We start from the raw sequence: 24,923 nt of genomic DNA on the forward strand, positions 1-24,923 counted from the left end.
AGCCTACGACCCGGTAGTTGAACCCTTCAGAGCACAGCTCCGGCACCGCCCGAAGATCGCGAAGTGCTTCATGTCGGTCTCGAAGCCGAACTCGTCCCGCAGCTTGGCGGTGAACTCGGCGGCCACCTTCAGATCGGCCTCGATCACGTTCTCGCAGTCCCGGCAGACCAGGTGGATGTGGTGGTGCCGGTCCGCGAGGTGGTAGGTCGGCGCCCCGTGCCCCAGGTGCGCGTGGGAGACCAGCCCGAGCTCCTCCAGGAGTTCGAGCGTCCGGTACACCGTCGAGATGTTGACCCCCGACGCGGTCCGGCGGACCTCGCCGAGAATGTCGTCGGGGGTCGCGTGCTCCAGGGACTCCACGGCTTCGAGCACGAGTTGCCGCTGCGGCGTCAGCCGGTAGCCGCGCTGCCGCAGATCGCTCTTCCAGTCAGTGCTCACCACACCGGAAAGTCTAGGACCACTCGAAGGCCCGCCTACTTGAAGAAGGCGATCCCGTCGTCCGGCATGTCCTCCGGGAGGGCCTTCGCCCAGCGCTCCACGTCCTCCGGGGTGACGACCTTCTTCAGCTGGGCCGACATGTACGGGCGCAGCGGGACCTCGGGGGTCTGCTTCTCACCGACCCACATCAGGTCGCTCTTGACGTACCCGTAGAGCCGCTTGCCGCCGTTGTACGGCTGGGAGGCGGCCGTCCGGGCCACGGCGTCGGTGACCAGGTCGATCTGCGGCTTCTGGTGGGCCATCTCGCCGTACCAGATCTCGATGACGCCGTCGTCGCGGGTCATCGTCACCTCGACCTTGCGCTCGGCGTCGATCCGCCAGTAGCCGTGCTCGGACTCCAGCGGACGGACCTTGTTGCCGTCCTTGTCCAGCACCCAGGTCGCGGAGTGGTACTCCAGGAAGTCCCGGCCGTCGTGGGTGAAACTGACCTCCTGGCCGAAGTTGCACTTCTCGGCGCCGGGGAAGTCGTGCACACCCGCACCCGCCCAGTTGCCGAGCAGGAAGGCGAGGGGGACGAGGTCCTTGTGGAGGTCGGACGGAATCTCGATCATGAGGGGTTCCTAGCTATGGATCAGCGCTGGCCCTGGTACAGCTTCTTCACGGTCAGACCGGCGAAGGCGAGCACGCCGACGCAGACCAGGACCAGCAGGGACTCGAAGAAGATCTCCACGGGTTGCTCCTCGGATGAGCGGAGTGGGGTACGTACGTACAGGGCCGGGCCCCAGCTTACGCGGCCGGGGCCCGGCCCTCCTTGTGAGGTACGCCCCCGCCCCGCTCACCCCAGCAGCTGGCTCTGCAACACGACCGTCTGCTGGAAGGGCACGGCCGCGGCACCGCCCTTGCGGGACTGCACGACGAGGGCGACGACGTCGCCGGCGGTCAGGTAGGCGTAGCGGACCTGCTCGTCGCCGTAGGGTTCCTTCTCGACGTGGGGGGACCGTTCCACGTTCCGGACGTCGGCGTTCTCCGGGAAGTCCTCGTCGAGTTCGACCTCGTCCGTGCCGCGCACGCGGTAGGCCGGATCGCCGTACCGCACCAGCTCGTCCGACAGGCTCTCCGCGACCTCCGCCGTGCTGAAGCGCAGCAGGTAGACGCGGGTGTGGGTGCCGTCCGGGGTGGTCCAGCCACGCGCCGCCACGTGCCGCAGCCCGTAGTCCTTCAGCTGCTGGGCCAGGCCGGCGCGGTCGTTCTCGTCCGGGAACTCCGCGAGGAGGTCCTTCGTCGCCAGCCACCCGTCGGTGCCGCGCAGCGCCTTGTCCTCCGTCGCGCCCTTCGGTGCCGGCAGCACCAGGGCGCGCAGGTCGGCGTGGTGGGTACCGGCCTCGTTGTCCACCGCGAACGGTCCCGGGCTGCCGGAGGGCAGCGGCGGCCGGCTCAGCGCCGGGTACTCCCACCGCCCGTCCGACTCGGTCGCCAGTCCCGGCACGTCGGTGCGCTCCATCCGCGTGATGCCGTACGCCGTTCCGGCCCCCGCCGTGGCGAAGACGACGACGGCGGCGGTCCATCGCAGCACGGCCCGCAGGACCCGGCGGTCCTTCTTGACCGGGGCCGGGGCCGGGGCCTGTTCCGGTGCTTCGGGCGGGGGCGGGGCCTGCGGTGGCATCGGGGGGAGTGGCGGAGGTGCGGGGACGCCGTCCGGGGCGGCCCCCGAACCGTGCTCGTCGCTCACCGGACCGTCCGTGGTCTGCGGCTCGGACTGGGGCTGCTCGGTCATACGGCCGCTCCCGGGGCCTTGATGCGGTCCAGTTGATTGGCCAGCAGGCGCGGGACGTAGTCCGTCAACGCCTCGCTCTCGCCAGACGCCGTGAGGTTGACCAGGACGTCTCCCACGTACCCGGAGCAGATCATCGCGTCGAGCGCCTCCTCGTCGTCCTCGTCCTCGTCCGCGTCCTCCTTGGGCGGCAGGAAACACTTGGTGTTCTTGTGGTCCTCGACCTCGGGACCCTTGCGTATGGCGTCGAGATCCGCCAGGAAGTCGTTCTGCCAGCTGGAGGCGTCACGGACGGCCGACTTGTTGTCCATCTGCGTGAGGACGATGCTCACCGTGACCCCGTCGGAGCCGTAGGGGCCCGCGTAGCTGCGCATCGCCATCCCCCGGACGCGCTCCTTGTCGATCTCCTTCTCCAGCTGCTTGCGCTCGGTGCGGGGCAGATCGCTGAACGCCTGCTTGCGCAGCGCCGCGGCCCGCTTCCCGCTCAGCTGGGCGTCCGCGCCGAAGTCCTCCAGGTCCGGGCCCCGGTCCCACTCGGTGTCGTACGGCACGATCACGCCGGCGAGTCCGGTCGGGCTGGGCGGCACGGCGGTCGGCGCGGTCTCCTCGGGGAACGCCCACACGGGGTCTCCGGCGTCCCGGTCGGCGTCCCGCACGGTGACGACGGTGTACCCGACCCCGGCGACCACCGCCCCCACGACGAGCGCCGCGCCGGCGGCGGTGGCGATCCGGCCCCACCGCACGGGCTTCTTCACGGGCTGCGGCGGGACATCGGGTGCCGCTTCCTCCTGCGCCTCGCTCAGGACGACGGGCTCGGTCCGGTTCTCGCTCACAGCCGCTCCATCTGCCGCTTGGCCAGGTCCATGATCGTCGCCTTGGCGATCGGCTTGCTGGAGTAGACCCAGACCCCCATCACGGTGTCCCCGCGCCACGCGTAGGCCTCCGCCCCGTACAGGGGCAGGTATCCCGGCTTCTCCTCCGGTGTGCGGTGGACGTACACCATGCCGTTCTCCGTGCCCGGGACCGGCCAGCTGTCGGTGTCGGACTCGTTGTCCGCCCAGCGCTCGGACGTCTCCACCCGGTGGTCGACCACCATGTCCTCCTCCTGGCGGAACTGGGCCAGCTGGATCTCCACGGTGTAGCTGTTGCCGACCTCCCAGCCGGTGGTGACGGCGCGGCGGAACTCGTCGTCGAGGAGGGCGCCGAAGGCCCGCACGGGCTTGTCGAAGTAGTTGGCGTACTCATACATCGGGAGCCAGCCGTCGTTGCCCTTGAGCCCGTCCACGTCCTTCGCGCCGCGGGGCTTGTCCAGCAGCAGTTCGCGCAGGTCGCCGTCCATCCTGACCTGCCGGTCCCGAGCGGCCGACAGCGGCTTCGGCGCCGGCCCCTTCGCCTGCGGCAGCGTGGGCTGCGACAGCGGGGGCAGCGCGGTGGCGTTCCGGTCCGCCTGGATCAGGTATCCGGTACAGCCGCCCGCGACGGCACCGAGCACGGCGGCGGACGCGATCAGCAGCGTCGTACGCCCGCGCCGGCGCCGTGGTCTTTCCGCGGGTACGGATTCCGGAACGGGGTCCGGTGCCGATTCCGTTACCGATTCGGGTATTTCCAAGACATCCCCCACAAATGTGAAGCGCGCACTCCGCATACGCGCTTCACAGGGGACTCATGTACAACACCGTGAGTTGTGCATTCTTCGATCACGAGTTGGTCTCATCCGGGAAGGGCTCCTCGCCGCACACCCCCGACGAAGGCCGCCCAGGCGGCAGTTGAGAGGAGGAGGGGGGTGCGGGTGGTGTCCTTGCTGTCCCGGACGGGGGTGAGGGAGGGCACGGCTTCGGCGACTTCGAGGCACGCGCCGCCATCCGGATTGCTGTAGCTGCTCTTGCGCCACGTCAGACCGTTCAGGTCGATGGATCGCACGGCGTCTCCTCCAACATCCGCAGGATGAACTTCCGTGACTGGGCGGGATTCAGAGCCGCGTCACGCATCGAATCGTACGCACGGTGCAGTCGCTCGACAGAGGCGCATTCCTCGACCAGTTCGCCTCGCAGGGCGTTCTCCGTGTACGCCACGGTCCGTCCGTCCGGCAGCCGCAGGAACATCACGTCGGTGCTCACCAAGCCGTACAGTCCGACATGTTGAGGCAGCACTTGGATGGTGACGCTCGACCGCTCCGACACCTCCAACAGGTGCTGCAGCTGCCTCGTCCAGGCGCCGGGGTCCAGCAGGGGGGTCCGCAGAGCGGCCTCAGCGAGCAAAGCGCGGAAAGCAGGAGCCTCGCGCCCCTCCAGCAACTGCCGTCGCCCGGTTCGCGCCTCGATCTGCCGGTCCAGTTCGTCGCCGTCGGCCCCGCCGATTGCGAGCACTTCCCGGGCGTACTCGGCGGTCTGGAGCAGGCCGTGGACGGTGCTGACCCCGAAGTGCCACAAGCTCACCGCCTCCGACTCAAGGATCATGTACCGCCGGTACTGCTCCTTGAACTGCGTGGGGTCACCCATCGCCAGCTCCCACAGCGTCAGCAGCAGGCCCCGCGTGCCGTAGTACCGGTCCAGGGCCTCGGCGATCTCCGGGCTCCCCAGCGTGTGTCCGTTCTCCAGGCGGCTGAAGACGGAGGAGTCCCAGCCCACCGCATCGGCCAACTCCCGAAGCGTCAGGCCCTTTTCGGTGCGCAGTAAGCGCAGCTCCTCCGCGTAGCGCAGCCGCGGTTCCTGGCTCTTGCCCGTGATCGCCCGCCTCGGCGGCATGGCACCCCCTCGCTTGTTGCGCTTGTTGCGTTTAGACCGCCCCTTGTTGCGTTAAGCCCCGTCAACGCCCCGACGGCCCCCGCCCTGCGCCATCCTCGTATCAGCCCAGGAATACGCAGAGTAGTGCAACTGGTGCTTTCCGTATATATGTTGGACGAAAGGGTGGAAAAGTCATGCCTGTTATCGACGATGACCTGAGCCGGCCGCCGCAGCCCGTCCCCGGCTGCGCCACCTGCGCCGAGCTGCTGGTGCTGCGGGAGGCCGCGCGGGCCGCGTACGACCGGAGCGCGGAGACCGACGCGAACGTGCTGCTGCGCCGCCATCAGAGGAAGGACCACCGCGCGTGAGCGAACGGGTGCCGTACGCGCTGCCGCCCTTCCACCCGGGCTACCCGCCCCGGCCACCGGCTCCGTCCCCGCCGCCCCCGCCGGCTCCGCCGGAGCCCCGCCGGGCGGTGCGGGTGGTGCGACGCGGGCGACACGGGCTGCTCACCGTGCTCGGCGTCGCCGTACTGCTGCTGGGACTACCCTTCCGCCCATGGACAAGAGGCTCGTGATCAAGGTGACGGCGGGGGCCGACGCGCCCGAGCGGTGCTCCCAGGCGTTCACGGTGGCGGCGGTGGCCGTGGCCAGCGGCGTCGAGGTGTCGCTGTGGCTGACCGGGGAGTCGGCGTGGTTCGCGCTGCCCGGGCGGGCGGCCGAGTTCGAGCTGCCGCACGCGGCGCCGCTGCCGGACCTGATCGAGTCGATCATGGCGGGCGGGCGCGTCACCCTGTGCACGCAGTGCGCGGCCCGGCGCGAGATCACCGAGAAGGACGTGATCGAGGGCGTACGGATCGCCGGCGCACAGGTCTTCGTGCAGGAGGCGCTCGGGGACGAGACGCAGGCGCTCGTCTACTGAGACCGGCTCAGTCCCGGACGGGGACCCGCCTACTGGCGCGGGCGCCGTTTCTTGCCGTCCAGCTCGTCCCACCACTCGTCGGACTTCGGATCCCCGGAGGGGTCGTCCCACCAGCGGTCCTCCGGGCCCCGCCGGTTGGCGACCATCGCGGCGAGGGGTGGGATGACCATCGCTACCAGACACATCGCGACCGCGGCCGGGATCGACCAGATGCGGACGACTCCCCAGGCCAGGACGAAGAGGCCCAGGCACGTCGCCATCATGGCGAAGTAGATGTGACGCCGGCGTGCGTACATGGGTCCAGGGTAGGTCGGCCGAGCCCAGTAGCCTGAAGCCGACACAGCCCGACCGACATGACAGACCAGAGGGACGAGATGGCCAAGGTCACGGTGCGCTACTGGGCCGCCGCCAAGGCTGCCGCCGGGGTCGCCGAGGAGCCGTACGACGCGGACACCCTCGCCGGCGCGCTCGCGGCGGTACGGGAACGGCACCCCGGGGAACTCACGCGCGTGCTGCTGCGCTGCTCGTTCCTGGTGGACGGCGACCCCGTGGGGACGCGTGAGCATGACACGGTACGGCTGGCCGAGGGCGGCACGGTCGAGGTGCTCCCGCCGTTCGCAGGAGGGTGAGCAGACCGATGTCCGACCAGCCTTACCAGCCCTACCAGGGCCAAGAGGGGTACGACCCGTATCAGGGTCAGCAGCAGCACGACCCGTACGGGCAACCCCAGTACCAGCAGCCCCAGCATCACCAGCAGGAGCAGCCCCCCTACCAGCAGCAGCCCCAATACCAGCAGCAACCGCAGTACCAGCAGCAGCCCCAATACCAGCAGCAACCGCAGTACCAGCAGCAGTACACGCAGTACCCCCAGGCCCAGCAGGGCTACGACGAGGCCCAGCAGTACACCCAGCAGTGGCAGGGGCAGACCTGGGAGACCAGCGTGCAGCCGCCGGTGCCGGTGGCGGACGCCGCGCAGACCTCGTACCTCGCGCAGCCGAACCAGGCACCCGCCCCGGCCGCCGCCACCGAGGAACCGGCCCCGGCCTACGGCCCCGCCACCCTCGCCGGGAACTCCCGGATCACCGACGCCCAGCGGGCCCGCCTCGAAGGCCGGTCCCCGATCATCGAGCCGGGGATCCAGCCCGCCGGGCTCACCCTGCTGCTCGGCCTGCTGCTGGCCGGGGCCGCGGCCGTGGGGACGTACGGGCTGCTGCTGCCCGTCGTGGCGCTGCAGGCGGTCACCGCGGCCGGGTGGTTCCGGCTGAACGGGATGTGGCCGGCCCGGCAGGGCATCGCGCTGGCGTTCCTCGGCGCACTGGTCGCCGACGCCGCGCTGCTGGCCGCCGGCCGCTCGCACGCGCCCGCCGCGATCCTCGGCACCCTCGGCGTGTGGGTACTGCTCTCCCTGGTGCTGCAACTGCGCTCGCACGCCGACCCGGACGAGCGGATGTACGGCCTGATGGCGACGGTCGCCTCGGCGGCGCTGGCGATCGTGGCGACGGGCTACCTCGGCGCCGAACCGGACGCCGTGTCGGTCGGCGCGGCTGCGGTCGGGGTGGCGGTCGTCGCGCGGGCGCTGCCGCTGCCGGGGCCGGTCTCGGTGGTGGCGGCGCTGCTGGCCGCCGCCGGCGCGGGGGCCGCGGTGGGCGGGATGACCGACCTCGGCACGAAGGGCGCGGTGCTCGGCGCGGGCGCGGCCGTGTGCGCGCTGATCGGGCACCGCGTGGCGAGCTACGACTACCCGTCGCGGTTCGTCCACTTCACGGCGGGCGTGGCCCTGCCCCTCGCTGCGGCGGCCCCGGCGGTGTACGTGCTGGGGCGGGCGCTGGGCTAGCCATGTCACAGGTGATCGACAATTTCACGGCTCCCCTTGCCCCCAGGGCTACCGTGGGTGGTCACCGACCGCCGCCGCCCTACTTCCACACGGGGGAACCAACGCAATGCGCGCGCTTCGAATACTGTTGATCGTCACGGTGATCCTCGGCGGTCTCTTCGTTCTCGCGGACCGGCTGGCCGTGGGCTTCGCCGAGGACGAGGCCGCCGACAAGCTGCGGACCAGCGAGAACCTGGCCGAGACCCCGGACGTCTCGATCAAGGGCTTCCCGTTCCTGACCCAGGTCGCCGGCGGCTCCCTGGACGACGTCGAGGTCGGCATCGACGACTACGAGGCGGACACCGGCGACGGCAGGAAGATCCGCATCGACAACCTCCAGGCGAACATGAAGGGCGTCGAGTTCTCCGGCGACTACAGCTCCGCCACCGCCGACAGCGCCACCGGCACCGCCCGCATCACCTACGAGGAACTGCTGAAGGCCGCCAAGTCGGAGCCGCAGGACATCGGCCTCGGGATCACCGCGAAGGTGGTGAGTCTCGCGGACGGCGGCAACGGCAAGATCAAGGTCGGCGTGAAGCCGTCGATCCTGCCGCAGACCGTCTACGTCCTCAGCACGGTCACCGTCGACGGCGACACCGTCCGCGTCCACGCCGACTCGTTGCCCAGCTTCGCCGGCGTCCGGGCCGCCGAGAACGAGGTGCGCTCCATCACCGACTTCCAGCAGAAGATCGAGGGTCTGCCGGGCGGCATCAAGCTCGACCAGGTGACCGCCGCGCAGGACGGCGTCGACATCACGGTGAAGGGCACCGACGTGCGGCTGGCGGGCTGACGCCGGCTCCCTGTCCGATCGGCGAGACGGCGGCGTCCGTACCGCAGATGGCCGGCCCGCACGACGAGGGCCGCGAGCGCCCGGGACCCCTGCGGGGGCTGCCCGGGCGCTTTTCGTTTCCCGGCATTCGGACGATCCCGTCTCGCTATATGACACGCCGGTGACATGCCCGCCCGTCCGTCCCTACGATCGAGGGCATGAAGCGACAGGCGGATCTCACGAAGCGGCGGGCAGTAGACCTGTGCCGTGTCGCCGCCATGCTCTGTCGCACCGTCTGAGCGGGAGCGCCGACGCGCTTCCGTATCCCCCGCCCGGCTCCGTCCGGGCACCCCGTGCGCCGCGCCCCCGTACGGCCTGCGCGCACGCCTCTCCCACTCGCACGCCCCCGCCGCAACTGCCCCGGAGGAGAAACAGCATGAGCCGCAGCGACGTCCTGGTCGACGCCGACTGGCTCCAGGAGCACCTGGACGACCCGACCATCGCCATCGTCGAGGTGGACGAGGACACGTCCGCCTACGAGAAGAACCACATCCGGAACGCGATCCGCATCGACTGGACCCAGGACCTCCAGGACCCGGTCCGCCGCGACTTCGTCGACCAGGAGGGCTTCGAGAAGCTCCTGTCGGAGAAGGGCATCGCCAACGACCACACGGTCGTCCTCTACGGCGGCAACAACAACTGGTTCGCGTCGTACGCCTACTGGTACTTCAAGCTCTACGGCCACGAGAACGTCAAGCTCCTCGACGGCGGCCGCAAGAAGTGGGAGCTGGACGCGCGCGAGCTGGTCGCCGGTGACGAGGTGCCCGAGCGGGCGAAGACCGAGTACCGGGCCAAGCCGCAGGACAAGTCGATCCGCGCCTTCCGCGACGACGTCGTGGCCGCCATCGGCTCGCAGAACCTGGTCGACGTGCGCTCCCCCGACGAGTTCTCCGGCAAGCTGCTCGCCCCGGCCCACCTGCCGCAGGAGCAGTCGCAGCGCCCGGGCCACGTGCCGAGCGCCCGGAACATCCCGTGGTCGAAGAACGCCAACGACGACGGCACCTTCAAGTCGGACGAGGACCTCAAGGCCCTCTACGCCGCGGAGCAGGTCGACCTCGCCAAGGACACCATCGCGTACTGCCGCATCGGTGAGCGCTCCGCGCTGACCTGGTTCGTGCTGCACGAGCTGCTCGGTGTGGAGAACGTCAAGAACTACGACGGCTCCTGGACCGAGTACGGCTCCCTCGTCGGCGTGCCGATCGAGCTCGGCGCCAACAAGTAAGACCTCACCGACCTTTACCCCTCAAGGAGTTCAACATGTGCGGAGCGAAGGCCGGCGGCCCCGACGCCTCGACGATCAAGCCCGGTGAGACCACCATCCAGGGTCAGGTGACCCGCGGCGGCGAGCCCGTGCAGGGTTACGTGCGTCTGCTCGACTCGACCGGCGAGTTCACCGCCGAGGTCCCCACCTCGGCGACCGGCCAGTTCCGGTTCTACGCGGCAGAGGGCACCTGGACCGTGCGCGCGCTGGTGCCCGGCGGCAGCGCCGACCGCACCGTCGTCGTCGCCGAGAAGGGCGCTCTGGCCGAGGTCGCGATCGCGGTCTGACCGGTCCCCGAACGGCAGGAGGGCCGTACCCCGCGGGTTGGACGCCTTGGGGTACGGCCCTCTTCGCCCTGCCCGGACCCCGAGCGGTGCTCCGGGGCGCGGGCTTCAGATCTCCAGCAGCACCGTGAACGGGCCGTCGTTCGTCAGCGACACCCGCATGCGGGCGCCGAAGCGGCCCGTCGCCACCGTCGCGCCGAGCGCGCGCAGCTGGGACACCACCTCGTCGACCAGGGGCTCGGCGACGTCACCGGGCGCGGCGGCGTTCCAGGTGGGGCGGCGGCCTTTGCGGGCGTCGCCGTAGAGCGTGAACTGGCTGATCACCAACAGGGGCGCGTCGATGTCGCTGCACGACCTCTCGTCCTGCAGCATGCGGATCGACCAGAGCTTGCGGGCCAGCTGGGCCGCCTTCTCCTTGGTGTCCTCGTGCGTGACGCCGACCAGGACACACAGTCCCTCGCCCTCGATCGCGCCGACCGTCTCGCCGTCCACGACGACGCTCGCGCCGTCCACCCGCTGCACCACCGCTCGCATACGGCCATCATGCCGTGCCCGCCGGCGACCCCCGTGACCCGGTCCCAGACCTGGCCGTGAGCCGGTCTCCTTTTGATCCTTTGGCCCGCATCTGGGCCGTTCGGGGGCACTCGGTAACCGAGCGGCCACTCGGGGTGGCACGATGCTAGCCACACGCCGGTCGAGGGGACGGTAGAGGGAATGAGCACACCGAGTACCGGGCAGCGGGGCACGACCACCCTGCGGACGCCCGTGCAGCGCACCGACAGTCCGGAGCCGGCGGGGGAGCCGCCGCGACCGGACCTGTCCCGGCTGAGCCTGGCCGAGCTGCGCACCCTGCGCCGGGACGCCCAGCGTGACGAGGCGGACCTCAGCTACGTACGGCGGCTGCTGCACGGGCGGATCGACATCCTGCGCGCGGAGCTCGCGCGGCGCGGCGCGGCGGCGGCGCCCCTGCGGCCCGCTCCCGGTGAGGCGTCGGTCGTGGCCCGCCTCTCCGAGATCCTCGCGGACGGCCCGGCCCGGCAGCGCTCCTCCGCCCGCCACGTCACCGTGGCCACCCCGCACAGCGAGGAGTACCGGCGGCTCGCCGCCGAGATGCTCGCCGAGGTGGAGCTGTCCGACCTGGGCGCCCGCACCGACGCCGAGCTGGCCGCGGCGATGGACCGCCTCGCCCGCTACGAGCAGCAGGTCTCCCGCCACCGCCTGGCCCGCCAGCGCACCATGGACGGCTGCAGCACCGAGATCACCCGCCGCTACCGGGACGGCGAGGCCCAGATCGACGACCTCCTGACCTGACCCGTGGCCGCCCGCGCGCCCGCCCCCGTCGGCGGTCGGAAATGCGGGCGACAGCCGAGCGGTGGGCCGCCTACCGTGGCCTCATGACCAGCCACGCCGCCACCGACATCGATGTCCGTGCGATCACCGAGGCCGAGATTCCCGCGTGGGTGCGGGCGATGAACGTCGGGTTCCTGCGGAGCCGGGACGTGCCGGAGGAGGTGGTGGCCGCGCGGGCGTCGGGGATGGAGCCGGCGCGGACGCAGGGGGCATTCGACGCGGGGCGGTGCGTGGCCACGTTCCGGTCGTTCGCGCAGGAGCTGACCGTCGTGGGCGGGGCGATCGTGCCCACGGACGCCGTCACCAACGTGACCGTCTCCCCCACCCACCGCCGCCGCGGCCTGCTGACCCGCATGATGGGCCACGACCTGGCCGCCGCGAAGGACCGCGGGGACGTCGCCGCGACGCTGATCGCCGCCGAGTATCCGATCTACGGCCGCTACGGCTTCGGCGTCGCGACCCGGACCGCCGAGTGGGCGATCGACGTGCCCCGGACCGGGCTGGACCCGCGCCGGGCGGTCCCGGACGACGGCGGCCGCATCGAGCTGCTCGACGGCGCCGACGTCCGCAAGCTGGGCCCCGAGCTGTTCGAGCGCGTGCGCCGGGCACAGCCGGGCGCGGTGAGCCGCAGCGAGCGCTGGTGGCAGTTCCAGACGGGCGTCCTGCGCGCCGAGCCGGACTGGACCGAGCCGTTCTTCGCGCTGTACCGCTCGGCGTCCGGCGACATCGAGGGCATGGTCCGCTACGGGGCGGACGACAAGTGGGGCGACGCCAAGCAGCCGCTGAACACCGCGACCGTGGAGTGGCTGGTCGCGGCCACGCCGGCCGCCGAGCGCGCGCTGTGGCACTACCTGTGCTCGATCGACTGGGTGGTGACGGTGCGCTCCGGCTGCCGAGCCCCCGACGACGTGCTGCCCCTTCTGCTGCCCGACCCGCGGGCGGCGCGGATCGTCAGCCTCGCCGACTTCCTGTGGGTGCGGCTGCTGGACGTCGTACGGGCGCTGGAGGCGCGGACGTACGAGGGCCGGGGCGGGCTGGTGCTGGAGGTGGCCGACCCGGGCGGGTTCACCGGGGGCCGGTTCCTGTTGGAGGCCTCGCCCGAGGGGGCGTCCTGCACCCCGAGCACCCGGAGCGCCGACCTCACGCTCGACGTGGCCGACCTGGCGCCGCTGTGGCTGGGCGACGAGTCGGCGGTGCGGCTGGCGGCGCTGGGCCGGGTGCGCGAAGAACGAGCGGGCGCCGCCCGGAAGGCGGACGCCCTGCTGCGTACGTCCAGGCGACCGTGGTGCCCGGACATGTTCTGAGTGTGGGTCGCTCCTTCCCCCTGGGCTGCGATGCTCGTGCCGTTCGGTGGATCCGTAGCGCGGATTGTTCAGTGGTCGATGTTCAGTTGTCGATGTTCGGTTGTGGCTGTGCGCGGTGTTCAGTTGTGACTGTGCCGTCTCGTGCCGGTCCGGTTTCCTGTCGGGCTCCCGGCTCCCCTCCGGAAGGGAACCCGACCAACCACCGGCAAGCTTGACCATGTTGTGGAAGTTGGCTGCCAACTTCACTCTGCTTATGTCCGCTTGGAAGCGGCTTATAACCATCTCTCGCTGAACTGCCCAAAGATGGCGGGAAGTTGTACTGTTTGGCCGTGGAGCCGGAACACGCCTCCGCCAGTGGGCGGAAGAGGCAACAGCGGCCACAGAAATCACACCGCGACGTGGCCGACGAACTGCGCGCCCGGATCAGGTCGGGGGTGCTGCGACCGGGCCAGCGCATGCCCACCCAGGCGCGGCTGGCGGACGAGTTCGGCGTGGAGCGCGGCGCGGTGCGCCAGGCCCTGCGGATCCTGCGGGAGGAGCGCCTGCTCACCGGCGCCACCCAGGGCGCCCCGCCGACCGTGGCCCCGGACCTGGAGCGGAGCCCGTCCGGGCTCCGTGCGGCGGACGGTCCGCAGCCCACGATGGTGGCGCTCGCGCCGCGCATTGCGGAGGCGTTCGCGGCCGACCACGTCGAGATCGACGCGCTCTGCCTGACCGCCGTCTCCCTCACACTTGCCATGGGCGAACCCCTCCGGCAGATTCACACGGACCGTCGGAAACCGGCCAAGGTCGACGTCCGGGTCCTGCTGCCCGCCCGCGACATCGACCTCGCCTTCCCGGCCCCGGTGGACACCGCCTCGCCCGCCGAGAGCCTGCACCGCCACTGGCTCGCGCACCGCAACGCGCAGGTCCAGGTGCTCAGGCACAACCTGCGGACCCTGCGCGCGACGCACGGCATCGAGGTGACGGTGACCTTCCGGGCGCTGCCGTTCACCCCGCCGGTGAAGCTGTACCTGCTCAACCGCTCGGAGGCGCTGTTCGCGTACTACCGGCTGGAGCGGCGTGAGCAGGTCGTCGGCCAGGAGCGGATGGCGCTGTACGACGCGGAGGGCACCCGGTCGATGCTGTTCGCCTTCGAGCGGGGCGCCGGACCGCGGGACACGCTGTTCGTGGAACAGTCCCACCTGTGGTTCGACGCACTGTGGGAGACCATCAGTTCGGACCTGGTGGCTATGAGCTGACCGCGGGGCCGGCCACCAGTACGGCGAGGATCACCGCGCCGAGCGAGGTCGCCGTCGGGCTCTGCGCCTTCATGCCCCCGCTGAACAGGAGCAGTCCGACGGTGCCGGCGGTGCCGTACTTCCACTGGACGACCTGTTCCAGGGCCGTGGAGACGAGGGCGAGTGGGGACATGGGCCTACCTCCTCCCACCAACTTTCTTAAGTTGGCAACCAACTGTGCTTAAGTTGTCCCCACTTGGCGACAACTGCCAAACAACTTTTGGGTAAGTCCCTTAAGATGGATATGAGTTGTAGCGTTTGGTCGTGACCCAGGAGAACGTGGTGGTGGACGGCGGCAGAAGGCGCACCCCCCGGGAGATCGCCGAGGCGCTGCGCGAGCGCATCCGCGCCGGCGAGCTGAAGGCGGGCGACCGGCTGCCCACCCAGGCCGAGCTCGCCGCGGAGTTCGGCGTGGAGCGCGCCGCCGTGCGCCAGGCCCTGCGGGCGCTGCAGGGCGACGGGCTGCTCACCCACGTGAGCAAGGGCAGCCCCCCGCGCGTCGCCGAGGCCGCGTCCGCGGGCCGGGACGAGCCCCGGCCGGCCATGGTGGCGCTCGCCCCGCGCCTGGTCGCCGCGTTCGACGCGCCGCGGGTCCGGATCGACGTCGTCTGCCTCACCGCCGAGACCCTGATGGTCGCCATGGGCGAGCCGCTGCGCCTCGTCCACGAGGACCGGCTGCGCCCAAGGGCCGTCGACGTGCGCGTCCTGCTGCCGTCCCGGACCATCAACCTCGCCTTCCCCGCGCCCGTGGACGGCACCGACGAGTCCGTGCACGAGCGGTGGCTGGCCCGGCGCAACGCCCAGGGCCATGTGCTGCGGCACAATCTGTACGCCCTGCGCGCGACCCACGGCATCGAGGTGAACGTGACCTTCCGGGCGCTGCCGTTCACCCCGCCGGTCAAGCTCTTCCTGCTCGACGGACAGGAGGCACTGATGGCGTACTACCAGGTCGGCCGCCGCGAGGAGCGCACCGACCACGGCCCGACCGACCTGTACGACGTGCTGGACGCCGAGTCGCTGCTGTTCAGCTTCGAGCGGGACGGCGGCCCGCGGGAGGCGGCGTTCGTGGAGCAGTCCCAGAAGTGGTTCGACGCCCTCTGGGAGACCATCACCTCCGACCTGGACCTGGGCTGAACCGTGACGACGACCCCCCAGAACATCGCGGACAGCCTGCGCGGCCGGATCCGCGCCGGCGAGCTGAAGGCCGGCGACCGGCTGCCCACCCAGGCCGAGCTGGCCGAGGAGTTCGGCGTGGAGCGCGGCGCGGTCCGCCAGGCGCTGCGCGCCCTGAAGGAGGACGGGCTGCTCACCCACCTCACCAAGGGCAGCCCGCCCCGGGTCGCCGGCGCGGCCCCGCCGCCCGCCCGGCGGTCCCGGGCCTCCCGGGTGGTGCTGGGCCGCTATCTGGCGGAGGCGTTTCGCGCGGACGAGGTGCGCGTCGACGCCGTCTGCTTCACCGCCGAGACCCTGCTGTGGGCGCTCAACGAGGTGCACATGGCGGTGCTGCGCCGCGAGCTGCGCCCCCGGTCCATCGAACTGCGGTGCCTGGTGCCCGGCCCCGACGCCGAACTCCCCTACCCGCGGCCGGTCGGCCGGCCCGACCTGGCCGAGCGGGTGCGGGCCGAGCTGCGCAACCAGATCAGCAAGCAGGAGTCCGTCATGAAGTGGCGGCTGGAGGCGTTCGCCGCCGAGGGCATCGACGCGCGGCCCCCGGCCTTCGGCGCCCTGCCGTTCTGGCCGTCGGAGAAGCTGTACCTGCTCAACGGCGCGCTGGCCCTGCAGGGCAGGTACCACGTGGGGCCGCGCACCTACCAGCTGCCCGGCGAGGGGGAGTTCGAGGTACTGGACGTGGGCGGCTTCCAGGCGCAGCTCTTCGAGTACCGGCGCGGTGCTCCCGGCCAGGAGGGCGAGGCCTTCCAGGACGCCGCGCGGTACTTCGAGGCCCTCTGGGCATCGACCGCCGAACGGCCCACACTCGGCAGGTGACTGCCGACACGGGACGGACCGACCTGGTGACGAGCGAGGCCGACGATCTGCGAGAGCTGGTCGCGCGCACACGGTATGTCCTCTTCGACTTCGACGGACCGATCTGTGCCCTGTTCCCCGGCGACTCGGGTAACCACCTCTCGGAGGACCAACTCTCCCTGTTCCGCGCACGGGGGCTGCTCGGGCTGCTCACCGACGAGGAGCGGATCCAGCGCGACGCCTACACCCGGCTGAGCGCCTTCGGCCGCCGCCACCCCCGCAGCGACCTCTTCCTCGAACTGGAGGAGCGGCTGACCCAGCACGAGTTGCGAGCCGTACGGCACGCGATGCCGACGGCCTACGCCGACCCCCTGATACGCACCTGGGTGGCGACCGGGACGCGGCTCGCCGTGGTGACCAACAACTCGGCCCGCACGGTCAACCGCTACCTGCACAGCCGCGGCCTGCTGCCCTGCTTCGCGCCGCACGTCTACGGGCGCACCCAGGACATGAGCCTGCTCAAGCCGCACCCCCACACCCTGCACCGGGCGCTGGAGGCCCTGGGCGCCGCGCCCGGCGACTCGCTGATGATCGGCGACACGGTCACCGACCACGCGGCGGCCCGTGACGCCGGGGTCCGGTTCATCGGCTACGCGCGTAACGACGTCAAGGAGCACATGCTGCTGCGGTCCGGGGTGGAGCACCGTCACGTCGTGCGCTCCCTGGAGCCGCTGCTGCGCGCGGTGCGGGCGCACGCGTGAGCGAACGTTCTGTCCACATCGTGGCCGGATGTGAGGAGCGTCACGCCGGAGCGGATACCCTCTGCGGCCATGTCGTCCCAACCGCCTCAGGGAGCACGCCTGACCCTGGTGCGTCTCCTCGCGCGCGCCCGACTGCTGGGCGCCGGCCTGTCCGGCGGCGAAGCCGTCGTCGGTCACCACAACCGCAATCTGATCCTCCCGGTGGGCGGGCCGCTGGCCCGGCTGCTCGGGCTGGAGTCGGGTCAGGTGCCCGCCAAGTTCCGGGTGCCGCTGCGGACCGTGGAGGTGGTGCCCCGGCTGTGGCCGGAGTCGGCGGTGCTGTCCGCGGTGGGCGAGCGGCTGGACGACGTACCGCGCTGCCTGGCCGACTTCGGCTCCTGGTCGCTGCACGACTACGTACCCGGGCGGGTCCTCGCCGAGGAGACGCCCAAGGGCCCGGTGGGCGACGTGCGGCTGGCCGCGTTCGCCGACTTCTTCGCCCGGCTCGTCTCGGTGCCGGCCGACGCCCTGCCGACGCCGCCCGCGGACTGGCCGCGCTCCCCGGACACCACGGCGTTCCTGTGCCGCCTGGCGCGCTTCGCCGAGGAGCGGGTCCACCTGGCCAACCGCCCTCGCTTCGGCGCCCTCTTCGACCGGGTGGGCATCCCGCACGACGCGGTGGAACGTTTCCTGACCACCCCGCGCGCCCTCCTGCCGCGCCCGTTCTGCCTGCTGCACACCGACGTCCACCGGGGCAACGTCGTGGTCGACCGGACCCCGCTGGGCGAGCGGCTGTCCGTCGTCGACTGGGAACTCGCCCTGTACGGCGACCCGTTGCACGACCTCGCCACCCACCTGGTCCGCATGGACTACGACGACACCGAGCGACGCGTCCTGACCGACCTGTGGGCCGACTCGCTGACCGCCGCCGGACACGCCCGGATGACCGCCGGCCTGGACCGCGACCTCGGCGCCTACCTCGACTTCGAGTACGTCCAGTCCCTGTTCCCCGACGTGATGCGCGCCGCCCTGGCCCTGCCGGACGAGCCCGCCGACGGGGACTTCCGGCAGGGCGCCGAACGCGTCCACCGCGCCCTGCGCCGCGCCTGGGGCCCGCTCGGCCGCACGGACGAGCCGATCGGCGAGCAGCAGGCCGAGGCGGCCCTGCGCGCCTGGCACGCCGACCACGGCCCGGGCGCCGGCAGCCGCCCCCCGTCCCACCCCGACACGGCCACGAGCCCCGGCCCGCCGGCCCCCGGACCCGCGCCGGCACCCCGGGGGGCGGTACGGCGTACTGCGGCGGGGGCGGGGGCGTAGGTTCCTGGAGGGAGTGGCCCGGCGCGCCGCGTGCCCGGCTCGGCGGCCGGCGGGTCGCGGTCCGGGCGGGTGCGTAGGCTCCTGGCATGGCTGAGCTGGGGCTGCGCGAGCGCAAGAAGCGGCGGATGTATCAGGAGCTGTCGGACGTCGCGGTCCGGCTCTTCGTGGAGCGCGGCTTCGACGCGGTGTCGGTGGCGGAGGTCGCGGCGGCCGCCGACGTGTCCAAGCCCACGCTGTTCCGGTACTTCCCCGCCAAGGAGGACCTGGTGCTGCACCGGATCGCCGACCACGAACGGGAGGCCGCGCGGGTGGTGTCCGGCGCGCCGGACGAGCCGCCGCTGCGGGCGCTGCGCCGGCACTTCCTGGACCGGCTGGCCGCCGGTGACCCCGTCACCGGGCTGAACGACGACCCCGACGTCCTCGCCTTCCACACCCTGCTCTACGGCACCCCCGCCCTGGTCGCCCGGCTCTCCGCCCATCTGGAGCGGGCGGAGGCCGCGCTGGCGGACGCGCTCGGCGGCGACCTGGAGGCCCGGCTGGCCGCCGGGCAGATCATCGCCGTGCAGCGGATCCTCGCGCTGGAGAACTGGCGGCGCATCGCGGCGGGGGAGCGGGCGGCGGACGTACGGCAGGACGCGGTGCGGGCGGCCGAGCGGGCGTTCGGGCTGCTGGGGGAGGGGCTGCGGCGCTACGCGTGAGCGGGGTCGGCACCGGCCCTTGAATGCAATCGAGTAATAAATATAACTCGGTAACGTTTGCTGGGTACGCTTCCCCGCATGGACCGCGAACTCGACCTCGAACGAGCCCACCACGACACCTGCCGTGCCGCCCTCGCCGCCATGGTCGCCGGAGCGGCGCGGCAGGTCGTCACCGGCGAGGACGTCTCCGCGTCCGGTGCCGACGCCGAGGCCCTCGGCTACCGGCTGCGCAGCCACGCGAAGGCCTTGCGGGACCTGCCCGAGGGCCCGCTGTTCTTCGGCCGGCTGGACTTCCGGGGCGAGGACGAGGGCGAGGGCGAGGGCCGGGACGGGGACCGGGGCCAGGATCGGTGCGGGACGCGCGAGCGGCTGCACATCGGCCGGCTGCGCATCGGCACCGACCCGGCCTCGCCGCCCCTGGTCGTCGACTGGCGGGCCCCCGTCGCCCGCGCCTTCTACCAGGCCGGCCCCCGCGACCCGCAGGGCGTGGCCGTCCGCCGCCGGTTCGGCTGGGCCCCGGGCAGCCGCGGCGACTCGGCCGACCTGACGGGGCTGGAGGACGAGCACCTGGCAGCCGGAGCCGGAGCTGGAGCCGGAACCAGGACCGGAGCCGGTACCAGGACCGGAGCCGGAGGGGGAGCCGGGACCAGGACCGGGGCCGGAGCTGGAGCCGGGGCAGGAAACGAGGCCGAGGCGGACGGGGCGCGGCCGAGCGCGATCGTCGCCGGGGAGATCGAACGCCCCCGCGTCGGCCCCATGCGGGACATCGCCGCCACCATCCAGCCCGAGCAGGACGACCTCGTACGCGCCGCCCTGACCGAGTCGGTGTGCGTCCAGGGCGCTCCCGGTACCGGCAAGACCGCCGTCGGCCTGCACCGCGCCGCCTACCTCCTCTACACCCACCCGCAGCGCGTGCACCGCGGCGGCCTGCTCGTCCTCGGCCCGAACCGCGCCTTCCTCTCCTACATCGCCGAGGTCCTGCCCGCCCTCGGCGAGACGGACGTACGCCAGTCCACCCTCTGTGACGAGATCGCCCGCCACCCGGCAACCGCCACCGACGCCGCGCCCACCGCCGCCGTCAAGCACGACGCCCGCATGGCCGAGGTGCTGCGCCGCGCCCTGTACGCGCGCGTGGCCGCCGACCACGCCACCGACCTGGTCGTCCCGGACGGCTCCTACCGCTGGCGGATCACGGCCGGAGACCTCGCCCGGATCGTGGCCGGGGTCCGGGCCGAGGAACCCCCGTACGGGACCGGCCGGGAGCGGGTGCGGGCCCGGATCGTGCGCCGGCTGCGCGAGCAGGCGGAGCGGCGCGGCGGGCCCCGGCCGGGCGCCTGGCAGCGGCGCGTCGAGCGGTCACGAGCGGTCACCGCCTGCGTCGACGCCGTGTGGCCGGCGGCCCGGCCGGAGCAGGTGCTCGCCGAACTCCTCCGCGGCGGCGAGGCGTTGCGGCGGGCGGCGGACGGCCTGCTCGACCCGGCCGAACGGACGGCGCTGACCTGGGCGCGCCCGCCCCGGTCCTGGAAGTCCGCCCGCTGGTCGGCCGCCGACCTCGTCCTGCTCGACGAACTCGCCGGGCTCGTCGAGCACCCCGAGGGGTACGGGCACGTGGTGGTCGACGAGGCCCAGGACCTCTCCCCGATGGAGTGCCGCGCCATCGCCCGGCGGGTCCCGTTCGGCTCGCTGACCGTCCTCGGCGACCTGGCGCAGGGCACCACCCCGTGGGCGGCCCGCTCCTGGCCCGTCCAGCTCGCCCACCTGGGCCGGCCGCAGGCGCCGGTGATCGGGCTGACCACCGGCTTCCGCGTGCCGGGGCCGGTCGCCGACCTCGCCAACCGCCTCCTGACCCGCCTCGACGTCGACGTACCGCCCGCCCGCTCCCTGCGCGCCGACGGCGAGCTGCGGACCCGGCGCGCGGACGGCGACCTGTTCGCCGAGGTCGTCGCCGCCGTACGCGAGGCGCTGGCCCACGAGGGCTCCGTCGGCGTCGTCGCCGCCGACGCCCACACCGCAGCCGTACGCGACGCCCTCACCGGGGCCGGGCTGAGCCCCGCCGGCCCCGAGGAGCCGGGCGCACGGCTGAGCCTGGTCCCGGCGAGCGCCGTCAAGGGGCTGGAGTACGACCACGTCGTCGCCGTCGAGCCGAGCGCCGTCGCTCAGGGGGAGGCGCGCGGCCTGAACCGGCTGTACGTGGTGCTCACCCGGGCGGTGTCCCGGCTGGTGGTGGTCCACACGGGGGACCTCCCCTGGGAGGCCCCCGGCAGCGACAGCCGTGTCCACGACCGCGGTTGACACGTGCCGCACTCACCAGGGCGGGCGTACGGCGCGGGGAGCAGGCCCGCTTACTCCCGCCGTCAGACGCCGCAGCGCCCCGCGCGCGGCACGGTGAACGCATGGAACTGCGCCGACCCGCACGCCGGGCCCTCCTCGTCGTCCATGTCGTCGCCTCGGCGGGCTGGCTGGGCCTCACGTTCGGCCTGCTCGCCCTCGCCGTCACCGCGGCCACCACCGGGTCCGCGGCGACCGTGGAGGGGTCCGTCCGCGCCATGAAGCTCTTCGCCGACTGGCTGCTGCTCCCGGTGGCCCTGCTCACCCTGGCCAGCGGTCTGGCGCTGTCCTTGGGCACCAAGTGGGGGCTGGCCAGGCACCGCTGGGTCTACGTCAAGTTCTGGCTGACCCTCGCCGCCCTCACCGCCACCACCTTCGTGCTGCGTCCGACGGTGAACTCCGCGACCGCCGAGGTCGCCGCCGGCCGGCCGCTGCCCGACGACGTCCTGCACGGCCCGATCGTCTCCCTGACCGCGTACGTCTTCATGACGGTCATCTCCGTCCTCAAGCCCTGGGGCCTGACCCGCCGCGGCCGCGCGGCACGGGAACGGACCCGCCGCCCGGCGCCGACCGCTCGGCAGGCCGGCCGGCGCCCCGGCGTACCGTCGTCCCCGTGACCGCGCCGACGGACCTGAACGACACCGGCCCGGCCGCCTCTTGCTGCGGGCCGCCTCCTGACCCCGCGGCCATGGCCGCTTACGAGCGGCAGTACGGCGTCCTCGCGGAGGGCGCACTGCGCGGATGGCAAGAAGCGGACGGTGCTGCCGAGATCACTCGCCAAGAATTCGAGTCGACGTGGGCCGCTGCGCGAGAGACCCTCGACGCGGATCGCACCGAGGAGACGACTTGATCACGGAGTACCAGCAGAAGCTGCGCGAGCGCTATCTCGCTGCCACCGTCATGCCGGCCCCCGAGCCGTGGCAGCCGGTGATGGACCGCAGGACTCCCATCGGGGGCCTGCTCGGTTCGGGGGCCTGCTCGGTATTGGATTCGCCGTCCATCCCGACAGCGGACACGACCTCATCATGGTCGTGTCCAGCGACGGCCATGGACTCTTCGATGCGGTCACCGGCGAGAAGATCGCCCGCGACCGGGACCCTGACCCGGAAACGAGCACTCCCGACGCCCACCCGGACCTCACCTGCCCGGGGCTCGGCCCAATCGCGGGCGTCCCGGTACGCATAGCCGGACTCTTCGGCGGCGGCCTGCACAGCACCACGCCGGACGGCTGGACCCTGGACGTCGTCAGCCCCGAGTGGCCCCACGACCGCGTCATCCTCTCTGCCGACGGCGGGTCCCACAAAGGCGCGGCGGGAGGGACGTGGTGGCACGTCTTCCACTCCGAGTACTCAGAACTCCGCGCGGCCGGGTTCTCTCCCTCCGGCCTGACCCTGGCGGTCGCCACCAGCAGTGACCTCACACTCTGGACCCGGCCCGGCCTCCACTTCGACGACTGAGCGGACAGCGGGACAGCAAGGCGGGAGGAGGACAGATGGACCGGGCGGAACTTGCCGTGATGCTGGGCAACCAGACCACGGCCTGCGAACCCGCCAGGGCGGCGCTTCTCGCCGGAGGCGACTTCGTCGTATGGGACGGCCGCGTTCCCGGTCAGCAGCTTGCCGGCATCTACGCGGCTCGTCTCCGACGGGCGAGGAAGCGAGGTGCTGAGACTCTCGCCCTGCCGTCCACCGTCGACATCCTCACCCGGCTCGAAGCGGCTCAGGTCAGGATCGGCTGCATCTTCTCACCGGACCGGACGTGGGCCTTCATGCTCTTCTTCGCCGACGACGCAGGCTCAGTCCTCGCCTGCACGGGAGTCCGCCAAGACGCACGGTGACAGTTGTCCTCCTCAAGTGACAACGTGCCCAGTCACAGGCGCCCTGCCGGACGGCATGGCGCACTCCTGCAAGCGAGGTGCTTGCAATTGTTAGCGCAGGGGTGCACTGTGGGGGTATGGCCTCGCTCAACGTCGGCAATCTCGGTGAGTACCTGCGCGAGCAGCGGAGGAGCGCGCAGCTGTCGCTGCGGCAGCTCGCCGAGGCCGCCGGGGTGTCCAATCCGTATCTCAGCCAGATCGAGCGCGGGCTGCGCAAGCCGAGCGCGGAGGTGCTGCAGCAGGTCGCCAAGGCGCTGCGGATCTCCGCCGAGACGCTGTACGTGCGGGCGGGGATCCTGGATGCCGAGCGGGACCGCGACGAGGTCGAGACCCGGGCGGTGATCCTCGCCGACCCGACGCTCACCGAGCAGCAGAAGCAGGCGCTGCTCCAGATCTACGAGTCGTTCCGCAAGGAGAACGGCTTCGCGCCCGACGGGGCGAGACCCGACGGCGCGAGACCCGACGACTCGCAGGACCCCGGCGCCGACGCCGATCCGCAGCAGACGGCCAGTTGACCGGACCAGGGGACCGGCCGCCCGACTGCGGACCAGCTCCGCCCTCAGCCGAATCCACGGCGGACAGCACGAACGCGAACGACCCGAACGCGAACGACCCGAACCAAGGGAGGACCCTCACCATGACCATCACCGACGACCTGCGCAAGACCCTCAGCGACCCGACCCCCCTCTACTTCGCCGCCGGCGCCGCCGACCTGGCTCTGCAGGAGGCCCGTAAGGTGCCCGGCCTGGTGGAGCAGCTGCGCGCCGAGGCGCCGGCCCGCTTCGAGGCCGTTCGCAACACCGACCCCAAGACCGTTCAGGACCGTGCCGCCGCGCGCGCCAAGGAGGCCGGCGTCAAGGCCAAGGAGGCCCAGGAGAACCTGCAGACCCGGGTCACCGACTTCTTCGCCTCGCTCGACGGCGACCTGAAGAAGCTCGGCACCACCCTCGACGCCGACATCAAGAAGCTCGGCGAGTCCGCCCAGGACCTCGCCCTGCGCGGCGTCGGTGTGGCCGCGGAGTACGCGGTCAAGGCCCGTGAGACGTACGAGAAGGTCGCGGAGCACGGCGAGCAGACCGTGCGCCAGTGGCGCGGCGGGGCGGCCGAGGAGATCGAGGAGCTGGCGATCGCCGTCGAGCCGGAGGCCAAGCCGAAGGCCGAGCCCGAGCTGAAGCCCGAGCCCGCAGCGGTGAAGGACGCCGAGGGTGACGCTCTCACCGGCGAGGGCGACACGGGCCCGGCCCGCAAGACCGCCGCCAAGAAGGCCCCGGCCCGCAAGACGACCGCGAAGAAGACCACCCCGCCCGCGAAGTGACCCCGGTCGGCGGTGAGGCCGAGTGAAAACGGGTGAATCCGGCGGACCGGGCACTCCTCGGGTGCCCGGTCCGTTCTACCGGGTAGCCGGGTCATGGTGCGGGTACGGTGACCGGGTAAGGACGAGTCGAGTCGGGTGGTGGACGTAGTGCTGATGCAGGGCTTCGCCGGGTTCATGTGGCTGCTCTACCTGGCCATGCTGGCGCTCGCCGTGGGGGCGTTCGTGATGGCCGCCTTCTTCCGGGAGGACGCCTACCGGGCCGCCAGCAAGCAGAACAAGGGCTTCTGGCTGATCATCCTCGGCATCGCGGTCGCCGTGAACCTGCTGATCCCGATGCTGTTCCTGCAGATCATCGGCCTCATCGCGTCGATCGTCTTCTTCGTCGACGTACGCCCCGCCCTCCAGCAGGTCTCCGGCCGGGGCGGTCGCAGAGGCGGCCGGGGCTCCAGCAGCGACGGCCCCTACGGCCCGTGGAACGGCGGCCGCTGAGCGCCCGGACGGTACTCACCCCACCCTCCGACCCCCACGAGCGGCGCCCCTCACCCGCCCGCCGACCCCGCGCGGCCCCTCACCACGCCCGCCGGTCTCCTCCGTGAGTGGCCCCTCACGGCGCCGGCCGCTTTTCTCGCCAGGCAGTCAGTCAGGCCGCT

General features: G+C 72.1%; 33 protein-coding genes and 1 pseudogene. 24 read left to right on the plus strand and 10 right to left on the minus strand.

Annotation, left to right across the window (positions count from 1 at the left end):
* Nucleotides 1-3: 3 nt before the first annotated feature.
* From AC3ET3_RS29175 to AC3ET3_RS29205, 7 genes are all read right to left on the minus strand, one after another.
* Nucleotides 4-441, minus strand: coding sequence for a Fur family transcriptional regulator (locus AC3ET3_RS29175; protein ID WP_432139452.1), 438 nt, complete (start codon nucleotides 439-441; stop codon nucleotides 4-6).
* Nucleotides 442-473: 32 nt separating this feature from the next.
* Nucleotides 474-1,049: a heme-binding beta-barrel domain-containing protein gene (locus AC3ET3_RS29180; RefSeq protein WP_432139451.1), complete on the minus strand. Its 576-nt coding sequence runs from the start codon at nucleotides 1,047-1,049 to the stop codon at nucleotides 474-476.
* 224 nt (nucleotides 1,050-1,273) lie between these two features.
* On the minus strand, nucleotides 1,274-2,212 hold the full coding sequence (locus tag AC3ET3_RS29185; protein ID WP_435613170.1) for a hypothetical protein: 939 nt from the start codon (nucleotides 2,210-2,212) through the stop codon (nucleotides 1,274-1,276).
* Complete coding sequence (locus tag AC3ET3_RS29190) at nucleotides 2,209-3,042, minus strand: hypothetical protein (RefSeq protein WP_435613171.1); 834 nt, start codon at nucleotides 3,040-3,042, stop codon at nucleotides 2,209-2,211. Before AC3ET3_RS29190 ends, AC3ET3_RS29185 begins: the two co-directional genes overlap by 4 nt.
* Nucleotides 3,039-3,701, minus strand: a complete 663-nt coding sequence (locus tag AC3ET3_RS29195) for a hypothetical protein (protein ID WP_432158280.1) — start codon at nucleotides 3,699-3,701, stop codon at nucleotides 3,039-3,041. Before AC3ET3_RS29195 ends, AC3ET3_RS29190 begins: the two co-directional genes overlap by 4 nt.
* 218 nt (nucleotides 3,702-3,919) lie before the next feature.
* The gene (locus AC3ET3_RS29200) at nucleotides 3,920-4,129 is read right to left on the minus strand and encodes a DUF397 domain-containing protein (protein ID WP_435613172.1); all 210 of its coding nucleotides are present in this window, start codon (nucleotides 4,127-4,129) and stop codon (nucleotides 3,920-3,922) included.
* Nucleotides 4,111-4,953 (minus strand): helix-turn-helix domain-containing protein, encoded by an 843-nt coding sequence (locus AC3ET3_RS29205; protein WP_435613173.1) that lies wholly within the window; start codon nucleotides 4,951-4,953, stop codon nucleotides 4,111-4,113. The genes AC3ET3_RS29200 and AC3ET3_RS29205 overlap by 19 nt, the downstream gene beginning before the upstream one ends.
* Nucleotides 4,954-5,126: 173 nt before the next feature.
* On the opposite strand from AC3ET3_RS29205, the gene AC3ET3_RS29210 reads away from it, so the two are divergent.
* Complete coding sequence (locus AC3ET3_RS29210; protein ID WP_435613174.1) at nucleotides 5,127-5,300, plus strand: hypothetical protein; 174 nt, start codon at nucleotides 5,127-5,129, stop codon at nucleotides 5,298-5,300.
* Between the two features lie 190 nt (nucleotides 5,301-5,490).
* Nucleotides 5,491-5,853, plus strand: a complete 363-nt coding sequence (locus tag AC3ET3_RS29215; RefSeq protein WP_432139444.1) for a DsrE family protein — start codon at nucleotides 5,491-5,493, stop codon at nucleotides 5,851-5,853.
* A 29-nt stretch (nucleotides 5,854-5,882) separates the two neighbouring features.
* Here the strand turns inward: AC3ET3_RS29215 and AC3ET3_RS29220 are convergent, their stop codons facing one another.
* Nucleotides 5,883-6,149 (minus strand): DUF3099 domain-containing protein, encoded by a 267-nt coding sequence (locus AC3ET3_RS29220; protein ID WP_432139443.1) that lies wholly within the window; start codon nucleotides 6,147-6,149, stop codon nucleotides 5,883-5,885.
* 78 nt (nucleotides 6,150-6,227) lie between these two features.
* Here AC3ET3_RS29220 and AC3ET3_RS29225 point away from each other — a divergent pair, with 78 nt between their 5' ends.
* The 6 genes from AC3ET3_RS29225 to AC3ET3_RS29250 all read left to right on the plus strand — a co-directional run bounded on the left by AC3ET3_RS29225 (nucleotide 6,228) and on the right by AC3ET3_RS29250 (nucleotide 10,103).
* Nucleotides 6,228-6,482, plus strand: coding sequence for a MoaD/ThiS family protein (locus AC3ET3_RS29225; RefSeq protein ID WP_432139459.1), 255 nt, complete (start codon nucleotides 6,228-6,230; stop codon nucleotides 6,480-6,482).
* An 8-nt stretch (nucleotides 6,483-6,490) separates the two neighbouring features.
* Nucleotides 6,491-7,687, plus strand: coding sequence for a hypothetical protein (locus tag AC3ET3_RS29230; RefSeq protein WP_435613175.1), 1,197 nt, complete (start codon nucleotides 6,491-6,493; stop codon nucleotides 7,685-7,687).
* Nucleotides 7,688-7,793: 106 nt separating this feature from the next.
* Nucleotides 7,794-8,516: an LmeA family phospholipid-binding protein gene (locus AC3ET3_RS29235; RefSeq protein WP_432158282.1), complete on the plus strand. Its 723-nt coding sequence runs from the start codon at nucleotides 7,794-7,796 to the stop codon at nucleotides 8,514-8,516.
* 197 nt (nucleotides 8,517-8,713) lie between these two features.
* Nucleotides 8,714-8,794, plus strand: a complete 81-nt coding sequence (locus tag AC3ET3_RS29240; RefSeq protein ID WP_350203226.1) for a putative leader peptide — start codon at nucleotides 8,714-8,716, stop codon at nucleotides 8,792-8,794.
* Between the two features lie 137 nt (nucleotides 8,795-8,931).
* Complete coding sequence (locus AC3ET3_RS29245) at nucleotides 8,932-9,777, plus strand: sulfurtransferase (RefSeq protein ID WP_432139440.1); 846 nt, start codon at nucleotides 8,932-8,934, stop codon at nucleotides 9,775-9,777.
* A gap of 35 nt (nucleotides 9,778-9,812) precedes the next feature.
* Nucleotides 9,813-10,103 (plus strand): DUF1416 domain-containing protein, encoded by a 291-nt coding sequence (locus AC3ET3_RS29250; protein WP_432139439.1) that lies wholly within the window; start codon nucleotides 9,813-9,815, stop codon nucleotides 10,101-10,103.
* A gap of 105 nt (nucleotides 10,104-10,208) precedes the next feature.
* Here AC3ET3_RS29250 and dtd read toward each other — a convergent pair whose 3' ends face one another.
* Nucleotides 10,209-10,634 (minus strand): D-aminoacyl-tRNA deacylase, encoded by a 426-nt coding sequence (gene dtd, locus AC3ET3_RS29255; RefSeq protein WP_435613176.1) that lies wholly within the window; start codon nucleotides 10,632-10,634, stop codon nucleotides 10,209-10,211.
* 180 nt (nucleotides 10,635-10,814) lie between these two features.
* On the opposite strand from dtd, the gene AC3ET3_RS29260 reads away from it, so the two are divergent.
* The 3 genes from AC3ET3_RS29260 to AC3ET3_RS29270 all read left to right on the plus strand — a co-directional run bounded on the left by AC3ET3_RS29260 (nucleotide 10,815) and on the right by AC3ET3_RS29270 (nucleotide 13,995).
* Nucleotides 10,815-11,411, plus strand: coding sequence for an RsiG family protein (locus AC3ET3_RS29260; protein ID WP_432139437.1), 597 nt, complete (start codon nucleotides 10,815-10,817; stop codon nucleotides 11,409-11,411).
* Between the two features lie 83 nt (nucleotides 11,412-11,494).
* Nucleotides 11,495-12,754: a GNAT family N-acetyltransferase gene (locus AC3ET3_RS29265; protein ID WP_432139436.1), complete on the plus strand. Its 1,260-nt coding sequence runs from the start codon at nucleotides 11,495-11,497 to the stop codon at nucleotides 12,752-12,754.
* A gap of 323 nt (nucleotides 12,755-13,077) precedes the next feature.
* The gene (locus AC3ET3_RS29270; protein WP_432139435.1) at nucleotides 13,078-13,995 is read left to right on the plus strand and encodes a winged helix-turn-helix domain-containing protein; all 918 of its coding nucleotides are present in this window, start codon (nucleotides 13,078-13,080) and stop codon (nucleotides 13,993-13,995) included.
* On the opposite strand, the gene AC3ET3_RS29275 is transcribed toward AC3ET3_RS29270, so the two are convergent.
* Complete coding sequence (locus AC3ET3_RS29275; protein ID WP_432139434.1) at nucleotides 13,985-14,167, minus strand: hypothetical protein; 183 nt, start codon at nucleotides 14,165-14,167, stop codon at nucleotides 13,985-13,987. The two genes, AC3ET3_RS29270 and AC3ET3_RS29275, sit on opposite strands and share 11 nt — an antisense overlap.
* 125 nt (nucleotides 14,168-14,292) lie before the next feature.
* Here AC3ET3_RS29275 and AC3ET3_RS29280 point away from each other — a divergent pair, with 125 nt between their 5' ends.
* The 13 genes and pseudogenes from AC3ET3_RS29280 (at nucleotide 14,293) to AC3ET3_RS29340 (ending at nucleotide 24,762) form a co-directional block, all read left to right on the plus strand.
* Nucleotides 14,293-15,168 carry a FadR/GntR family transcriptional regulator gene (locus AC3ET3_RS29280; protein ID WP_432139433.1) on the plus strand — a complete coding sequence of 292 codons (876 nt, stop codon included), beginning with the start codon at nucleotides 14,293-14,295 and terminating at the stop codon, nucleotides 15,166-15,168.
* 3 nt (nucleotides 15,169-15,171) lie between these two features.
* Nucleotides 15,172-16,020, plus strand: a complete 849-nt coding sequence (locus AC3ET3_RS29285; RefSeq protein ID WP_432139432.1) for a winged helix-turn-helix domain-containing protein — start codon at nucleotides 15,172-15,174, stop codon at nucleotides 16,018-16,020.
* Nucleotides 16,017-16,760, plus strand: coding sequence for an HAD family hydrolase (locus tag AC3ET3_RS29290; RefSeq protein WP_435613177.1), 744 nt, complete (start codon nucleotides 16,017-16,019; stop codon nucleotides 16,758-16,760). The genes AC3ET3_RS29285 and AC3ET3_RS29290 overlap by 4 nt, the downstream gene beginning before the upstream one ends.
* 69 nt (nucleotides 16,761-16,829) lie before the next feature.
* On the plus strand, nucleotides 16,830-18,056 hold the full coding sequence (locus AC3ET3_RS29295; RefSeq protein ID WP_435613178.1) for a phosphotransferase family protein: 1,227 nt from the start codon (nucleotides 16,830-16,832) through the stop codon (nucleotides 18,054-18,056).
* A gap of 86 nt (nucleotides 18,057-18,142) precedes the next feature.
* Nucleotides 18,143-18,754, plus strand: coding sequence for a TetR family transcriptional regulator (locus AC3ET3_RS29300; RefSeq protein ID WP_432139429.1), 612 nt, complete (start codon nucleotides 18,143-18,145; stop codon nucleotides 18,752-18,754).
* A 78-nt stretch (nucleotides 18,755-18,832) separates the two neighbouring features.
* Complete coding sequence (locus AC3ET3_RS29305; protein WP_435613179.1) at nucleotides 18,833-21,046, plus strand: HelD family protein; 2,214 nt, start codon at nucleotides 18,833-18,835, stop codon at nucleotides 21,044-21,046.
* Between the two features lie 101 nt (nucleotides 21,047-21,147).
* The gene (locus tag AC3ET3_RS29310) at nucleotides 21,148-21,699 is read left to right on the plus strand and encodes a DUF2269 family protein (RefSeq protein ID WP_432158289.1); all 552 of its coding nucleotides are present in this window, start codon (nucleotides 21,148-21,150) and stop codon (nucleotides 21,697-21,699) included.
* Nucleotides 21,696-21,932, plus strand: a complete 237-nt coding sequence (locus AC3ET3_RS29315; protein WP_432158290.1) for a hypothetical protein — start codon at nucleotides 21,696-21,698, stop codon at nucleotides 21,930-21,932. Before AC3ET3_RS29310 ends, AC3ET3_RS29315 begins: the two co-directional genes overlap by 4 nt.
* Nucleotides 21,929-22,539, plus strand: a pseudogene (locus AC3ET3_RS29320) (hypothetical protein). The gene AC3ET3_RS29315 and the pseudogene AC3ET3_RS29320 overlap by 4 nt, the downstream one beginning before the upstream one ends.
* Before the next feature lie 35 nt (nucleotides 22,540-22,574).
* Complete coding sequence (locus tag AC3ET3_RS29325; RefSeq protein ID WP_435613180.1) at nucleotides 22,575-22,919, plus strand: hypothetical protein; 345 nt, start codon at nucleotides 22,575-22,577, stop codon at nucleotides 22,917-22,919.
* 116 nt (nucleotides 22,920-23,035) lie between these two features.
* The gene (locus AC3ET3_RS29330; RefSeq protein ID WP_432139423.1) at nucleotides 23,036-23,473 is read left to right on the plus strand and encodes a helix-turn-helix domain-containing protein; all 438 of its coding nucleotides are present in this window, start codon (nucleotides 23,036-23,038) and stop codon (nucleotides 23,471-23,473) included.
* A 122-nt stretch (nucleotides 23,474-23,595) separates the two neighbouring features.
* Nucleotides 23,596-24,273, plus strand: a complete 678-nt coding sequence (locus tag AC3ET3_RS29335) for a hypothetical protein (RefSeq protein ID WP_435613181.1) — start codon at nucleotides 23,596-23,598, stop codon at nucleotides 24,271-24,273.
* 153 nt (nucleotides 24,274-24,426) lie between these two features.
* Nucleotides 24,427-24,762: a DUF2516 family protein gene (locus AC3ET3_RS29340; protein ID WP_432139458.1), complete on the plus strand. Its 336-nt coding sequence runs from the start codon at nucleotides 24,427-24,429 to the stop codon at nucleotides 24,760-24,762.
* Nucleotides 24,763-24,923: the final 161 nt, after the last annotated feature.

This window comes from Streptomyces sp. bgisy159 (genome assembly GCF_057707805.1).

Excerpts from the sequence above, each read along its gene's own strand:
- AC3ET3_RS29210 (WP_435613174.1), top strand. The coding sequence starts at position 5,127 with ATGCCTGTTATCGACGATGACCTGAGCCGGCCGCCGCAGCCCGTCCCC.
- AC3ET3_RS29220 (WP_432139443.1), bottom strand. The coding sequence starts at position 6,149 with ATGTACGCACGCCGGCGTCACATCTACTTCGCCATGATGGCGACGTGC.
- AC3ET3_RS29265 (WP_432139436.1), top strand. The coding sequence starts at position 11,495 with ATGACCAGCCACGCCGCCACCGACATCGATGTCCGTGCGATCACCGAG.
- AC3ET3_RS29335 (WP_435613181.1), top strand. The coding sequence starts at position 23,596 with ATGACCATCACCGACGACCTGCGCAAGACCCTCAGCGACCCGACCCCC.
- dtd (WP_435613176.1), bottom strand. The coding sequence starts at position 10,634 with ATGCGAGCGGTGGTGCAGCGGGTGGACGGCGCGAGCGTCGTCGTGGAC.
- AC3ET3_RS29245 (WP_432139440.1), top strand. The coding sequence starts at position 8,932 with ATGAGCCGCAGCGACGTCCTGGTCGACGCCGACTGGCTCCAGGAGCAC.
- AC3ET3_RS29310 (WP_432158289.1), top strand. The coding sequence starts at position 21,148 with ATGGAACTGCGCCGACCCGCACGCCGGGCCCTCCTCGTCGTCCATGTC.
- AC3ET3_RS29340 (WP_432139458.1), top strand. The coding sequence starts at position 24,427 with ATGCAGGGCTTCGCCGGGTTCATGTGGCTGCTCTACCTGGCCATGCTG.
- AC3ET3_RS29330 (WP_432139423.1), top strand. The coding sequence starts at position 23,036 with ATGGCCTCGCTCAACGTCGGCAATCTCGGTGAGTACCTGCGCGAGCAG.
- AC3ET3_RS29250 (WP_432139439.1), top strand. The coding sequence starts at position 9,813 with ATGTGCGGAGCGAAGGCCGGCGGCCCCGACGCCTCGACGATCAAGCCC.
- AC3ET3_RS29325 (WP_435613180.1), top strand. The coding sequence starts at position 22,575 with ATGGACCGGGCGGAACTTGCCGTGATGCTGGGCAACCAGACCACGGCC.
- AC3ET3_RS29180 (WP_432139451.1), bottom strand. The coding sequence starts at position 1,049 with ATGATCGAGATTCCGTCCGACCTCCACAAGGACCTCGTCCCCCTCGCC.
- AC3ET3_RS29205 (WP_435613173.1), bottom strand. The coding sequence starts at position 4,953 with ATGCCGCCGAGGCGGGCGATCACGGGCAAGAGCCAGGAACCGCGGCTG.
- AC3ET3_RS29305 (WP_435613179.1), top strand. The coding sequence starts at position 18,833 with ATGGACCGCGAACTCGACCTCGAACGAGCCCACCACGACACCTGCCGT.
- AC3ET3_RS29230 (WP_435613175.1), top strand. The coding sequence starts at position 6,491 with ATGTCCGACCAGCCTTACCAGCCCTACCAGGGCCAAGAGGGGTACGAC.
- AC3ET3_RS29275 (WP_432139434.1), bottom strand. The coding sequence starts at position 14,167 with ATGTCCCCACTCGCCCTCGTCTCCACGGCCCTGGAACAGGTCGTCCAG.
- AC3ET3_RS29300 (WP_432139429.1), top strand. The coding sequence starts at position 18,143 with ATGGCTGAGCTGGGGCTGCGCGAGCGCAAGAAGCGGCGGATGTATCAG.
- AC3ET3_RS29240 (WP_350203226.1), top strand. The coding sequence starts at position 8,714 with ATGAAGCGACAGGCGGATCTCACGAAGCGGCGGGCAGTAGACCTGTGC.
- AC3ET3_RS29185 (WP_435613170.1), bottom strand. The coding sequence starts at position 2,212 with ATGACCGAGCAGCCCCAGTCCGAGCCGCAGACCACGGACGGTCCGGTG.
- AC3ET3_RS29260 (WP_432139437.1), top strand. The coding sequence starts at position 10,815 with ATGAGCACACCGAGTACCGGGCAGCGGGGCACGACCACCCTGCGGACG.
- AC3ET3_RS29235 (WP_432158282.1), top strand. The coding sequence starts at position 7,794 with ATGCGCGCGCTTCGAATACTGTTGATCGTCACGGTGATCCTCGGCGGT.
- AC3ET3_RS29295 (WP_435613178.1), top strand. The coding sequence starts at position 16,830 with ATGTCGTCCCAACCGCCTCAGGGAGCACGCCTGACCCTGGTGCGTCTC.
- AC3ET3_RS29215 (WP_432139444.1), top strand. The coding sequence starts at position 5,491 with ATGGACAAGAGGCTCGTGATCAAGGTGACGGCGGGGGCCGACGCGCCC.
- AC3ET3_RS29225 (WP_432139459.1), top strand. The coding sequence starts at position 6,228 with ATGGCCAAGGTCACGGTGCGCTACTGGGCCGCCGCCAAGGCTGCCGCC.